This is a genomic window from Leucobacter iarius, from assembly GCF_039530105.1.
Lineage (GTDB): Bacteria > Actinomycetota > Actinomycetes > Actinomycetales > Microbacteriaceae > Leucobacter > Leucobacter iarius.
Map to the genome: position 1 here is coordinate 201970 of NZ_BAAAOB010000003.1, position 12683 is coordinate 214652.

Consider the following 12683-nt stretch of genomic DNA (forward strand, 5'->3'; position numbering starts at 1 on the left):
CTCGCAAGCTCGCGCGGGATGACGGGTGAACGTCTGGAACAATAGAACGCGATCCCCAGTCGGGGACCCGGAGCACAAGGAGCGAACGTGCAGTTCATTTCGACCCGCGGCGGCCTCGAGCCGTCGGAGTTCAGCGCGATCCTGCTCGAGGGCCTCGCGCCCGACGGCGGTCTCGTGGTGCCGGCCGAGCTGCCGCGCGTCGACGCCGCGACGCTCGAGTCGTGGCGCAGCCTCGACTACGCGGGCCTCGCGACCGAGGTGATCTCGCGCTTCGCGACCGACATCCCGCGCGCCGACCTCGAAGCGATGTGCCGGGCGGCGTACTCCGCCGAGAACTTCCCGACCGAGGGCGTCGTCCCGCTCACCGAACTCGATGGCGGCATCACGCTCGTCGGCCTGTCCGAGGGGCCCACGTTCGCCTTCAAGGACATGGCCATGCAGTTCCTCGGGCAGTCGCTCGAGTACGTGCTCGCCCGCACCGGCCGCGCGCTCAACGTGCTCGGCGCCACCTCGGGCGATACCGGCTCGGCCGCCGAGTACGCGCTGCGCGGCAAGGATCGCGTCGCGGTCTTCATGCTGTCGCCGCAGGGGCGCATGAGCGCGTTCCAGCGGGCGCAGATGTACTCGCTGACCGACGACAACATCCACAACATCGCGGTCGAGGGCGTCTTCGACGACTGCCAGAACCTCGTGAAGGAGCTCTCGGGCGACCTCGCGTTCAAGCAGCAGCACCAGCTCGGCACCGTCAACTCCATCAACCTCGGCCGCATCACCGCGCAGACCGTCTACTACGTGTGGTCGTGGCTGCGCGCGAGCGATGCGGTCGCGCCCGAGCAGCGCGCCGGCTTCGAGATCTCGGTCACGGTTCCGTCGGGCAACTTCGGCAACATCCTCTCGGGCTGGTACGCGAAGCAGCTCGGCGTGCCGCTGCGCCGCCTCGTGCTCGCCGCGAACGAGAACAACGTGCTCGACGACTTCTTCCGCACCGGCGTCTACCGCCCCCGCAGCGCGGCGAACACGCACGCGACCTCGAGCCCGTCGATGGACATCTCGAAGGCATCGAACCTCGAGCGCTTCATCTTCGAACTCGTCGGGCGCGACGCGGATCGACTGCGCGGGCTCTGGACCGAGCTGTCCGAGCGCGGCGAGTTCGACCTCTCGCACGAGCAGGCCCGGTTCGCCGACGAGTTCGGCTTCGCGAGCGGCACGAGCACCCACGCCGACCGCGTCGCGACGATCCGCGCCGTGCACGAGGCGACCGGTGTCACCATCGACCCGCACACCGCCGACGGTGTGAAGGTGGCGCGCGAGCACCAGGAGGCCGGCGTGCCGATGCTCGTGCTCGAGACCGCGCAGCCTGCGAAGTTCCCCGAGATCGTGGTCGAGGCGCTCGGCGCGGCGGCCCCGCTGCCCGACGATCTCGCGGCGATGCTCGAGCTGCCGCAGCACGTCACCGAGATGGCCGACGACGCCGAGGCGCTGCGCGCCTTCATCGCGGAGCGCGCCACCGCCTGATCCGCGACCGATCCGCGGCGGCCGGGCGAGGCGCCGCCGCGGTGTCGGCGGTGCCGCCTACGCTGGGGGACCACAGGTCCACCGACGAAGGGCAGGGTGATGTTCGGCCGCCGCGAACGACGGGAACTCGAGGGGCGCATCGCCGACCTCGAATCAAGGCTGCCGGAGCCCGAGGTATCGGGGCGGCCGTCGCTGAGCCGCGCTGCGACGGCGGCGCGGGCCGCCTGGGGCGACGGTTTCGGGCTGCTCGCCACGCGTGCGCTGCAGATCATCATCGTGCTCGTGCTCACCGCCGGGGTCGTGCTCGGCCTGCGCGTGCTCAGCACGGTCGTGATCCCGATCCTGCTCGCGCTCATCTTCGCGAGCACCTTCGCTCCCGTGATGCGCTGGTTGCGGGCCCGCAATCTGCCGCCCGCGCTCGCGACCGTCATCGTGCTGCTCGGCATCGTCCTGATCCTCACCGGGATCGGCTGGATGATCACCTGGGCGGTCATCGACCAGTGGGACGATCTCTCGGATCAGGCCATCGAGGGCTACGCCCAGGCCGCGGCCTGGGTGCAGACCCTGCCGTTCGCTCCGAGCTCCGAGCAGCTGCTCCAGTGGCGTGACGCGCTCGTGCACTTCGCGACCAGCGCCGAGTTCGGATCGGGCGCCCTCGCGGGCGTGGGCGCGGTCGCGAGCTTCGTGACGGGGCTCATCCTCATGGTCGTCGTGCTGTTCTTCTTCCTCAAGGACGGCGCGGTCATCTGGCGCTTCCTGCTGCGCCCCTTCCGCGGCGAGGCGCTCGCGCGCGCCGAGCGCATCGGCGACAAGGCCGTCGTGACCCTCGGCTCCTACGTCCGCGGCACGGCCGCGGTGGCCGCGGTCGATGCGATCGGCATCGGCATCGGCCTCGTGATCCTGCACGTCCCGCTCGCGCTGCCGCTCGCGGTCCTCACCTTCCTGCTGTCGTTCATCCCGTTCATCGGGGCGACCCTCGGCGGCACCCTGGCGGCGCTCGTCGCCCTCGTCGCGAACGGGCCGATCTCGGCCGTGATCGTCGTCGGCGTGGTGGTGCTCGTGAACCAGCTCGAGGGCAACCTGCTGCAGCCCGTGCTCATGGGCCGTACGCTCAAGCTGCACGCACTCGTGATCCTGCTCGCGCTGACCATCGGTACGGTGCTGAGCGGCGTGCTCGGGGCAGTGCTCGCCGTACCGATCGCGGCGGTCGCCTGGGGCATCATCCAGGTCTGGGACGGTCCGTCCCTCCCGGCGCGGTGGGCGCGCCCGAACACGCGCTGAGCGGCCCCGGCCGGCCGGACCGGCGCCTCGCCGGTTCCGATACGCTGAGGCCACGACAGCGGCCACGCCCGCAGACACTTCGAAGGAGACGCGTCCATGATCCGATTCCTGCTGGGACTGGCATCGAACCTGGTGCTCGCCGCGGTGGCGCTCATCGTCGCCTCGCTGGTCGTCGACGGCGTGCACCTGCAGCTCGGCGGCTTCCTCGTCGCGGTCGGCGTGCTCGCGCTCGCCCAGGCGATCCTCGCGCCGTTCGTGTTCAACCTGGCCCGCCGCTACGCCTCCGCTGTGCTCGGCGGCATCGGGATCGTCTCGACGTTCCTCGCGCTCTGGATCGCGACGCTGTTCCACGGCGGGATCACGATCGACGGCGCGACCGCGTGGATCGCCGCGCCCATCATCGTCTGGGTGGTGACCGCCCTCGGCGGCTGGATCATCATGGGCGTGATCGTCGAGCGGTGGCTGAAGCGCCGCGAAGAGGACCGTCTGCTCGATCGTCGGGAGGCGAAGCACCGGTGAGTCCCGCTGGTACGGGCGGGGCGCTGCTCGTCGCGGAGCGCGCGTCGCTCGTCGTCGACGGTGCGACGCTGCTGCCCGAGACCTCGGTCGCGATCGACGCGGGGGAGTGCATCGCGCTGCTCGGGTCGAACGGCGCGGGCAAGACGACGCTCCTGCGGCTGCTCTCGGGCCGGGTGCGTCCGAGCGGCGGACGCGTGCTGCTGCGCGGCAGGCCGGTGGAGGAGCGCGAGGCCGCGACCCGGCGGGCGATGGCGATGCTGATCGAGCCGCCCGCACTCTATCCGGACCTCACGATCTCCGACCACCTCGCGCTGGTGACGGCTCTCTGGGACGATGCGGGACCCGTCGAGGACGCGCTCGCGCGGTTCGAGCTCGTCGCGCTCCGCGACCGCTTCCCGCACGAGCTGTCGAGCGGGCAGCGGCAGCTCGCGCACCTGGCGCTGGTGTTCGCGCGACCGGCCGAGGTCCTGCTGCTCGACGAACCCGAGCAGCGCCTCGATACGGACCGCCGGGGGTTGCTCGCGGAGGCGATCCTCGAAGCTCGTGAGCGCGGGACGGCGGTGGCCTGCGCCAGCCACGATCCGGAGCTCGTGGAGCGCATCGCCGACCGCCGGGTGCGGGTCGGGGAATGAGCCCGCGCTTCGTCCCGGGCGAGGGATCCCGTGCGCGTGCGCGAGCGATCCTCGCTCGCCGTGCGACGCGATCCTCGGACGACGGCGTCGTGTACCGCGCCTACCTCGTCGTGATGACCCTGCTGGTGGTCGTGGCGCCCGTGCTGCGCGCCGCGACGCTCGCGCTCGCGGACGCCTGGCCGGGACTCGGCGGCTCGGGGGCGGGCGTCGCCGGCGTCGCGGTCTGCGCGGTGCTCGCCGCCTGCGCGCTGCTCGGTGCGCAGCGCGGACCCGCCTCCGCGTCGCTGCCCGAGATCGACCTGGTGCTCTCGGGACCCGGGTCGCGGGCCCGGTTGCTCGCCCCGACGGTGCTCCGCACGTTCGCGGCGTCGGCCGCGCTGGGGGCGATCGGCGGAGGCGTATTCGGCATCGCGACCGAGCCTCCCGCCGCGTGGGCGCCCGCCATCGCGGTCGGCGCCGGGCTCGGCCTGTGCGCGGCGGCGGTGCTGCTCGCCGGGCAGGCCGGTCGCGGGGTCCGCGCTGCGCTCGCGACGGCCCTGGTGCTGCTCGGGGCGGGGACCGCCCTGCTGCCGAGCGCCTGGATCCCCGGACTCGCAGTGGCGGCCGCCGTGCTCGGGTTCGCGTCGGCGGCCGCGGCGCCGGCGTTCGCCGCGCGGATCCCACTGCGCACGCTGCGGGATCAGGCCGCTCGCTGGGAGGACGTCTCGATGCTCGCGCTCTCGGGCGACCCCGCGATCGCGGCGGCTCGGCTCGGGGCTCCCGTGCGGGGCGGACGGCACTGGCGCTGGCGGGTTCCGCACCGCGCGGTTCCCGCGATCCTGCTCCGCGACCTCCGGGGCGCGCTGCGCGCCCCGGCGCGGAGCGTTCTCGCGGTGGTCGCGCTGAGCGGTGCGGGCGCTGCGCTCGCGCTCGCGACGAGCGGGGCGGGATCGCCGTCGGGCGTGTTCCCCGACGCCCAGGCGGCGGCGCTCGCCGGCGCGGGGGTGGGCGCCGGTCTCTACGCCGCGCTGGGGCCGCTCTGCCGCGGCCTGAGGGCCGCCGCCGAGGGGATCGGAGGGCCCGGGCTGCTTCCGCTGTCCCCGGGCAGCCTGTTGGCCGCGCACGCGATCCTGCCGAGCGCGCTCGCGATCCTGCTGCCCGTGCTCGGTGCGGTCATCGTCGGTGCCGCGGACGGGAGCGGCGCGGCCGCTGTTGGCGGCGCCGCCGGGATCGCCGGGCCGATCCTGATCGCCGTCGTCGCTCTGGCCGCGATGGCGCAGCAGCTGCGGGTCCTCGCGGTGCTGAAGGGGCCGCTGCCGCAGCGCCTGCTGGCGCCGATCCCGACCGCGGCCGGCGACCTCTCGGCGCTGAACGTGCTCGCGTGGACCTTCGACGGCCCCGTCTGCGCAGCCGTGATCGGGGCGCTGCTGGCCGCGTTGACGGTGGGCGCCCCGCAGGCGCTCCTCCCGGTGGCGCTCCCGATCCTGCTGGGTCTCGGGTTCTGGATCCGGGCCCGCACCCGCACCGCGCGCGGACGCTAGTCCCGATGCCGGCCGGCTCCGGCTGGCGGTTCTCGCGCTCTGGAGCGCTAGAGCTCCAGTCGGGCGGTTCCGGCGTCGCCGAGTCGGGGGAACGCCAGCAGCTCGCCCCCGGTGGTCGCGAGCGCCTCGCGCACCCGCTGCTCGAACAGGGCCAGGCCGGGGCCGGACAGCATGCCGTCGTGGGTCAGGAATGCGCGGCGCGGCGCGTTCGCCAGCACGAAGTCCATCACATCGCCGATCGTCGACCAGGGCGAGCCGATCGGCACACCGAGCACGTCCGCGCGGAAGGGCGGACGTGCGAGCGAGTCGCCGCCGTAGGCGAGCGAGCCGTTCACGCGAACCCCGATGTTGTCGATGACGGGGATGCTCGCGTGCAGCACCTCGTGCCGGTGGCCGTAGAAGTCGAGCTCGAAACCGCCCGCTTCGGCGGCATCGCCCTCGTGCACCACCACGGCGTCGGGGATCCCCGCGGCCTGCAGCGCCTCGGCGGTCGCCCGGGTCGTGAAGACGCCCGCACCGGGTGCGGCGGCGCGGATCGCGGCCAGGTTCGGCGCGGACCAGTGATCGCCGTGCTCGTGGGTGATCACGACGCCCGCGATGGTCGACTCGGCCGAAACCGCCTCGATCGCCGCGGAGAGCTCGGCTTCGGTCGTGAAGGATCCGGGATCGATGAAGAGGGCGTGACCCTCGTGCTCGAGCACCAGGCCGGCATGGGAGAGACGGAATCCGCGCATGCCGCGATCCTAGACCCGGGGGATGAGTGCGAACCAGGTTCCGGCTGGCCTTGGGTTGGGCGCTTGGGCGGGCGCAGCCGGGCGCGCAGCCGGGCGGAAGCGGGCTCGCAGTGGGGGCGCGCAAAAATGGCGGAATCACGGGCGACGCGCCGTGGAACACGGCCCGATTTGTGGCGCTTTGAATCCGTGTGTCAGAATATACGAGTTGCCGCGGCACGGGGGAAGCCCCGGGAAGCGCAACCAGCTCGGCCCCATCGTATAGCGGCCTAGTACGCCGCCCTCTCACGGCGGTAACGCGGGTTCGAATCCCGCTGGGGTCACCGAGAAACGAAAGCCTCGCCTTCGGGCGGGGCTTTCGTCGTTTCTGCGTGCTTGCGTTCGGGGCCTGCGGCACTCGTCTGCGTCTGCGTCTGGGTCCGGGTCTGGGTCTGCGTCTGGGTCTGGGCCTGCGTCTGCGCGCCCCTGTCCGTGGTCGGGCGGCGCTCGGTCGCGTCCTGCTCTCGCCTTCGGAAGGAGATTCGCGTTCGGAAGGACGATTCCGGCGGGATCCTCCTTCCGAACGCGAATCTCCGTCTGAACGCGACCGGCCTGCCGAAGCCGAAGCCGACCCCAGCAGCCGAGACCCCCGAAAACACTGCAGGGGCGCCCGAACGGACGCCCCTGCGGTGTGTGTTCGATCCCGCGACTAGTCGATGCGCTGCGCGCCCTCGGGAAGCACGGTGCCCGCGGGCACGCGCACCGTCACGTATCCGTCGGCGTCGATGGCATCCGAGGCCACGACAGCGCCGGCCGGAGCCGGGGGAACCGCCGCGCCTGCGGGTCCCGCGGGTGCTGTCGCATAGGCGAGGACCGGTCCGGGCGCGGGGACGGGAGCGTGCGCCTTTGCAGGCTCGGCGTGGTGGCTCATCTTGTCGATCCAGGCGAGCGCGAGCGCGGACACGATGAAGGCGAGGTGGATGATGACCTCCCACATCACCCCGTCGTTCGAGTAGATGATGTTCTTGCCGTTCTTCACCGTCCCGCCGTCCATGCGTCCGACCTCGATGAAGGTCTTGAGCAGGTGGATCGACGAGATCGAGATGATCGAGATGGCGAGCTTGACCTTGAGCAGGTTCGCGTTGACGTGCGACAGCCAGTCGGGCTCGTCGTGGTGGCCGTCGACACGGATCTTCGACACGAAGGTCTCGTAGCCGCCGATGATCACCATGATGAGCAGGTTTGCGATCATGACGATGTCGATGAGCGCGAGCACGCTCAGCATGACCTCGGTCTCGGTGAACTTGCCCTTGATCACCGACTTCTCGATGAGGTGCCACAGCTCGACGAAGAACAGCACCACGTATACGGCCTGGGCGATGATGAGGCCCAGGTAGAGGGGCGCCTGGAGCCAGCGGCTCGCGAAGATGAAGCCCGCGAGCGTGCGGGACGCGGCGCCGGGGCCGCGCGCACCGGAGCGCTCGATCGGGGTCTGAACGGGGCGGGAGCTCACGGGGATCCTCTCGTCGGGTCGGGACATGCGCGGCATATCGTATCGGAGCCGCCTGCGTGCGGACCCGCTACACTGGTGCACAGCGAAGGGGAGTATTCCGTTTCGCTCGTATCGTCAGTACGCCGGGCGCCGTCGCCCGACCGGTACGAGCGCGATGCGGTCCGACAGGGCCGCACCGGGAAGAGACTTTCGGCCGTTCCGCGCACCCGCGCACGCCCGAAGGGAATTCATTGACCACCGCACTACCGCTCTGGTTCGAGATCGGCTCCATGGTCGTCCTCGTCGCGATCCTGCTCGTCGACCTGCTGATGATCATCAAGCGCCCGCACGTCCCGTCGATGCGCGAGGCCAGCATCTGGGTCGGCGTCTACGTGCTGCTGGCGCTGCTGTTCGCGGGCGCCCTGTTCCTGCTCGGCGATGCCCAGCACGGCAGCGAGTTCCTCGCCGGCTGGTTGACGGAGTACAGCCTCTCGATCGACAACCTCTTCGTGTTCGTGCTGATCCTCGGCCGTTTCGCGGTGCCGCACGCCTACCAGCAGCGCGCGCTCATGATCGGCATCGTGCTCGCGCTCATCTTCCGCGGCCTCTTCATCCTGGCGGGCGCGGCGATCATCGAGCGATTCATCGCGGTGTTCTTCATCTTCGGACTGTGGCTCATCTGGACGGCCTGGCAGCAGGTCAAGCCGGGCGGCCACGAGCAGGAGGGCGACAGCTGGATCATCCGCCAGGTGAAGAAGGTGATGCCCTTCAGCGACGAGTACGACGGCGGCAAGCTGCGCACCACGGTCGACGGCAAGCGCATGTTCACCCCGTTCCTGCTGGTGCTCATCTCGCTCGGCGCGACCGACCTGCTCTTCGCGCTCGACTCGATCCCGGCGATCTTCGGCATCACCCAGAGCCCCTTCATCGTGTTCACGGCGAACGTCTTCGCGCTCATGGGGCTGCGTCAGCTCTACTTCCTGCTCGGCGGCCTGCTGGAGCGTCTCGAGTACCTCAAGTACGGCATCGCCGCGATCCTCGCCTTCATCGGCGTGAAGCTGATCCTGCACGCGCTGCACGAGAACGAGCTCCCGTTCATCAACGGCGGCGAGCACGTTCCGGTGCCCGACATCGACACCTGGACCTCGCTCGGCTTCATCGTCGCGGCGATGGCGATCGCCACGATCGCGAGCATCGTCAAGGTGCGCCGCGAAGCGGCGGCCGGCGGCGAGAAGTTGCATCTCGGGGCTGCCGAACCGCACGAGAAGCCGTAGCCCGGTCTCGACCGGACACGGCGCTCGGGCGCTCGCGATGACGATCTCGCGGGCGCCCGAGTGCTAAACTGTCCGGCATGCGTTCACGGCAGCTGCTTCTTCCGTGCCGCGACGGGGCCTAACCATCGGTCATCCCCGTCGCGGAGTTCTGGCATGGCCGAAACACCGAACCCCGCGCAGCAGCACCGCATGTCAGCGCAATCGAAGCGGAGAAGCAGACATATGACCGAGCAGTCCACGCCGTCCGCACGGCGCCCCCGTACTCTGGCCGAGAAGCTCTGGGACGACCACGTCGTCGTCAAGGGCGAAGACGGCAACCCGGATCTCATCTACATCGACCTGCACCTGATCCACGAGGTCACCAGCCCGCAGGCCTTCGACGGCCTGCGCATGGCCGATCGGCCGCTGCGCCGGGTCGACCTGATGATCGCGACCGAGGATCACAACACCCCCACGCTCAACATCTCGAAGCAGATCGAGGACCCGACGAGCCGCACGCAGATCGAGACCCTGCGCCGCAACGTCGAAGAATTCGGCGTCCGCGCCCACCCGCTCGGCGACAAGGAGCAGGGCATCGTCCACGTGGTCGGCCCGCAGCTCGGCCTGAGCATGCCCGGCATCACCGTGGTGTGCGGCGACAGCCACACCTCGACTCACGGCGCCTTCGGCGCGCTGGCCTTCGGCATCGGCACCAGCGAGGTCGAGCACGTGATGGCCACGCAGACGCTGCCGCTCAAGCCGTTCAAGACCATGGCGATCGACGTCGAGGGCGAGCTGCGTCCCGGCGTCACCGCGAAGGACATCATCCTCGCCGTCATCGCGGAGATCGGCACCGGCGGCGGACAGGGCTACGTGCTCGAGTACCGCGGTTCGGCGATCCGCAACCTGTCGATGGACGGGCGCATGACCATCTGCAACATGTCGATCGAGGCGGGCGCGCGCGCCGGCATGGTCGCCCCCGACGAGACCACCTTCGCGTACGTCCAGGGGCGCGACCACGCGCCTCAGGGCGCCGACTGGGACGCCGCGGTCGAGTACTGGAAGTCGCTGCCGACCGACGAGGGCGCGACCTTCGACCGCGAGGTCTTCATCGACGCGAGCGCGCTCGAACCGTTCGTCACCTGGGGCACCAACCCCGGCCAGGGCGTGCTGCTGAGCGACACCGTCCCGGTGCCCGCCGACATCGCCGATCCGAACGAGCGCGCGGCGGCCGAGCGAGCCCTCGAGTACATGGATCTCGAAGCGGGGACCCCGATGAAGGAGATCGCGGTCGACGCGGTGTTCATGGGCTCCTGCACCAACGCGCGTCTCGACGACCTGCGCGACTTCGCGAGCATCATCAAGGGCCGCAAGAAGGCCGACGGCGTGCGCCTCATGGTCGTGCCCGGCTCCGCGCGCGTGCGCCTCGAGGCCGAGGCCGAGGGGATCGACAAGATCGTCGAGGAGTTCGGCGGCGAGTGGCGCTTCGCGGGCTGCTCGATGTGCCTCGGAATGAACCCCGACCAGTTGGCTCCGGGGGAGCGCTGCGCGTCGACCTCGAACCGCAACTTCGAGGGCCGCCAGGGCAAGGGCGGTCGCACCCACCTGGTCTCGCCGCTCGTCGCGGCGGCGACCGCGATCCGCGGCACCCTGTCGAGCCCGTGGGACCTGCAGGAAGACGCCGCGAAGGGCATCGCGCACGAGCAGGTGGAGGCCTGATCATGGACAAGTTCACCACCCTGACCGGGATCGCCGCTCCGCTGAAGCGATCCAACGTCGACACCGACCAGATCATCCCCGCGGTGTTCCTCAAGCGCGTCACCAAGACCGGCTTCGACGACGCACTGTTCCACCACTGGCGCCAGGATCCCGAGTTCGTGCTCAACCAGCCGCAGTACCGGGGTGCCCAGGTCCTCGTGGCCGGTCCCGACTTCGGCACCGGGTCCTCGCGCGAGCACGCCGTCTGGGCGCTGCGCGACTTCGGGTTCAAGGTCGTCATCTCGGCGCGCTTCGCCGACATCTTCCGCGGCAACTCCGGCAAGCAGGGACTGCTCGCCGCGCAGGTCGCCGAGGCCGATGTGGAGCGCATCTGGGCCGTGCTCGACGAGCAGCCCGGCGCCGAGGTCACGGTCGACCTCGAGAACCGCACCGTTGCGGTCGGGAATATCTCAGTCCCGTTCGAGATTGATGATTACACTCGGTGGCGGTTGCTCGAGGGGCTCGACGACATCTCGTTGACGCTCCGCAACGAGCAGTCGATCACCGATTTCGAAGCCAAGCGTCCCTCGTGGATGCCGACCACTCTTCCCGTGAGGAACGCGTGAGCCAGAAGACCGAGACCCCCCAGAGCACGACCGACGCCACCGACGGTCTGAAGCAGGACGCGCGCAAGGCAGCGGCCCGCGTCGGACTCACCTCCGACGAGATCCTGATCAACGGCGGACGTCCGCTCCGGGGGCGTATCGAGGTGCGCGGCGCGAAGAACCTCGCGCCGAAGGCGATGGTCGCCGCGCTGCTCGGCAAGACGCCGAGCGTCCTGCGCAACGTACCCAACGTCTCCGACATCCGGATCGTCGCGGGCCTCCTCGCGCTGCACGGCGTGCAGATCACGCGCAGCGACGATCCGGGCGAGTGGCACCTCGACCCCTCGAACGTCGAGCAGGCCCACCACGCCGACATCGACGCGCACGCGGGGTCCTCGCGGATCCCGATCCTCTTCTGCGGCCCGCTGCTGCACCGCCTCGGCGAGGCGTTCATCCCCGATCTCGGCGGCTGTCGCATCGGCGATCGCCCGATCGACTTCCACCTGGAGGCGCTCCGCAAGTTCGGCGCCGTCGTCGAGAAGCTTCCGAGCGGGATCAGCCTGAGCGCGCCCGACGGTCTGCACGGCGCGAACATCGAGCTGCCCTACCCCTCGGTCGGCGCGACCGAGCAGGTGCTGCTCACCAGCGTGCTCGCCAAGGGGCAGACCGAGCTGCGCAACGCCGCCATCGAGCCCGAGATCATCGACCTCATCTGCATCCTGCAGAAGATGGGCGCGATCATCACGGTCGAGCCGAACCGCGTGATCTTCATCGAGGGCGTGGAGGAGCTCCGCGGCTACGATCACCGCGCGATCTTCGACCGCAACGAGGCCGCGAGCTGGGCTTCGGCCGCGCTGGCGACCCGCGGCGACGTGTTCGTCGGGGGCGCCAAGCAGGAAGAGATGATGACCTTCCTGAACGTCTTCCGCAAGGTGGGCGGCGACTTCGACGTGCACGACGACGGGATCCGCTTCTGGCACCCGGGCGGCGAGCTCAAGCCCGTCACCATCGAGACCGACGTGCACCCCGGCTTCATGACCGACTGGCAGCAGCCGCTCGTCGTGGCGCTCACGCAGGCCGAGGGCACCTCGACCATTCACGAGACCGTCTACGAGAACCGCTTCGGATTCACCGACGCGCTCAACCAGATGGGCGCCGACATCGAGGTCTACAAGGACGGCCTCCACGACGACGCCCGCCGCGTGAAGCGCCGCGAGTTCGAGCAGGCCGCCGTGATCACCGGTCCGTCGCCGCTGAGCGGTGCCGAGATCGAGGTCCCGGATCTGCGCGGCGGTTTCAGCTACCTCATCGCGGGCCTCACCGCGGAGGGGCAGACGCGGGTGACGAACCTCGGCATCATCTCGCGCGGATACGAGAACTTCATCGAGAAGCTGCGGCTGCTCGGCGCGGACTTCGTGTACGAGGGCTGAATCGGCGGTATCCACAGTTCTCCGCGCG

The 12683-nt window shown here is 70.4% G+C and carries 11 protein-coding genes and 1 tRNA gene; 10 read left to right on the forward strand and 2 right to left on the reverse strand.

The genetic code is table 11. The annotated features are described in order from the left end of the window. The first annotated feature begins 87 nt into the window (after nucleotides 1-87). From thrC to ABD169_RS12585, 5 genes are all read left to right on the forward strand, one after another. Nucleotides 88-1515: a threonine synthase gene (thrC, locus tag ABD169_RS12565; protein ID WP_344032701.1), complete on the forward strand. Its 1428-nt coding sequence runs from the start codon at nucleotides 88-90 to the stop codon at nucleotides 1513-1515. A 99-nt stretch (nucleotides 1516-1614) separates the two neighbouring features. Continuing rightward, nucleotides 1615-2796, forward strand: a complete 1182-nt coding sequence (locus ABD169_RS12570) for an AI-2E family transporter (RefSeq protein ID WP_344032703.1) — start codon at nucleotides 1615-1617, stop codon at nucleotides 2794-2796. A gap of 96 nt (nucleotides 2797-2892) precedes the next feature. After that, entirely contained in the window at nucleotides 2893-3315 is a 423-nt protein-coding gene (locus ABD169_RS12575) for a phage holin family protein (protein ID WP_344032705.1), read from the forward strand. After that, on the forward strand, nucleotides 3312-3947 hold the full coding sequence (locus ABD169_RS12580) for an ABC transporter ATP-binding protein (protein ID WP_344032707.1): 636 nt from the start codon (nucleotides 3312-3314) through the stop codon (nucleotides 3945-3947). The genes ABD169_RS12575 and ABD169_RS12580 overlap by 4 nt, the downstream gene beginning before the upstream one ends. Beyond that, nucleotides 3944-5467 carry a hypothetical protein gene (locus ABD169_RS12585; protein ID WP_344032709.1) on the forward strand — a complete coding sequence of 508 codons (1524 nt, stop codon included), beginning with the start codon at nucleotides 3944-3946 and terminating at the stop codon, nucleotides 5465-5467. Before ABD169_RS12580 ends, ABD169_RS12585 begins: the two co-directional genes overlap by 4 nt. A gap of 47 nt (nucleotides 5468-5514) precedes the next feature. On the opposite strand, the gene ABD169_RS12590 is transcribed toward ABD169_RS12585, so the two are convergent. Beyond that, nucleotides 5515-6201 carry an MBL fold metallo-hydrolase gene (locus ABD169_RS12590; protein ID WP_344032711.1) on the reverse strand — a complete coding sequence of 229 codons (687 nt, stop codon included), beginning with the start codon at nucleotides 6199-6201 and terminating at the stop codon, nucleotides 5515-5517. Between the two features lie 247 nt (nucleotides 6202-6448). On the opposite strand from ABD169_RS12590, the gene ABD169_RS12595 reads away from it, so the two are divergent. Then, a tRNA-Glu gene (locus ABD169_RS12595) sits at nucleotides 6449-6521 on the forward strand. Nucleotides 6522-6886: 365 nt separating this feature from the next. On the opposite strand, the gene ABD169_RS12600 is transcribed toward ABD169_RS12595, so the two are convergent. Then, nucleotides 6887-7717, reverse strand: coding sequence for a TIGR00645 family protein (locus tag ABD169_RS12600; RefSeq protein ID WP_344032713.1), 831 nt, complete (start codon nucleotides 7715-7717; stop codon nucleotides 6887-6889). 203 nt (nucleotides 7718-7920) lie between these two features. Between ABD169_RS12600 and ABD169_RS12605 the strand changes: the two genes are divergently transcribed. The 4 genes from ABD169_RS12605 (at nucleotide 7921) to murA (ending at nucleotide 12655) form a co-directional block, all read left to right on the forward strand. Continuing rightward, a complete protein-coding gene (locus ABD169_RS12605) occupies nucleotides 7921-8943 on the forward strand; it encodes a TerC/Alx family metal homeostasis membrane protein (RefSeq protein WP_084820979.1) in 1023 nt (340 codons plus the stop codon). Nucleotides 8944-9165: 222 nt separating this feature from the next. Next, nucleotides 9166-10641 carry a 3-isopropylmalate dehydratase large subunit gene (gene leuC / locus ABD169_RS12610; RefSeq protein ID WP_344032715.1) on the forward strand — a complete coding sequence of 492 codons (1476 nt, stop codon included), beginning with the start codon at nucleotides 9166-9168 and terminating at the stop codon, nucleotides 10639-10641. Between the two features lie 2 nt (nucleotides 10642-10643). Continuing rightward, a complete protein-coding gene (gene leuD, locus ABD169_RS12615) occupies nucleotides 10644-11246 on the forward strand; it encodes a 3-isopropylmalate dehydratase small subunit (protein ID WP_046454525.1) in 603 nt (200 codons plus the stop codon). Nucleotides 11247-11293: 47 nt separating this feature from the next. After that, nucleotides 11294-12655, forward strand: coding sequence for a UDP-N-acetylglucosamine 1-carboxyvinyltransferase (gene murA, locus ABD169_RS12620; RefSeq protein ID WP_046454533.1), 1362 nt, complete (start codon nucleotides 11294-11296; stop codon nucleotides 12653-12655). The last annotated feature ends 28 nt before the right edge of the window (nucleotides 12656-12683 follow it).

Excerpts from the sequence above, each read along its gene's own strand:
- leuC (WP_344032715.1), top strand. The coding sequence starts at position 9,166 with ATGACCGAGCAGTCCACGCCGTCCGCACGGCGCCCCCGTACTCTGGCC.
- leuD (WP_046454525.1), top strand. The coding sequence starts at position 10,644 with ATGGACAAGTTCACCACCCTGACCGGGATCGCCGCTCCGCTGAAGCGA.
- ABD169_RS12575 (WP_344032705.1), top strand. The coding sequence starts at position 2,893 with ATGATCCGATTCCTGCTGGGACTGGCATCGAACCTGGTGCTCGCCGCG.
- ABD169_RS12570 (WP_344032703.1), top strand. The coding sequence starts at position 1,615 with ATGTTCGGCCGCCGCGAACGACGGGAACTCGAGGGGCGCATCGCCGAC.
- ABD169_RS12585 (WP_344032709.1), top strand. The coding sequence starts at position 3,944 with ATGAGCCCGCGCTTCGTCCCGGGCGAGGGATCCCGTGCGCGTGCGCGA.
- ABD169_RS12600 (WP_344032713.1), bottom strand. The coding sequence starts at position 7,717 with ATGTCCCGACCCGACGAGAGGATCCCCGTGAGCTCCCGCCCCGTTCAG.
- ABD169_RS12590 (WP_344032711.1), bottom strand. The coding sequence starts at position 6,201 with ATGCGCGGATTCCGTCTCTCCCATGCCGGCCTGGTGCTCGAGCACGAG.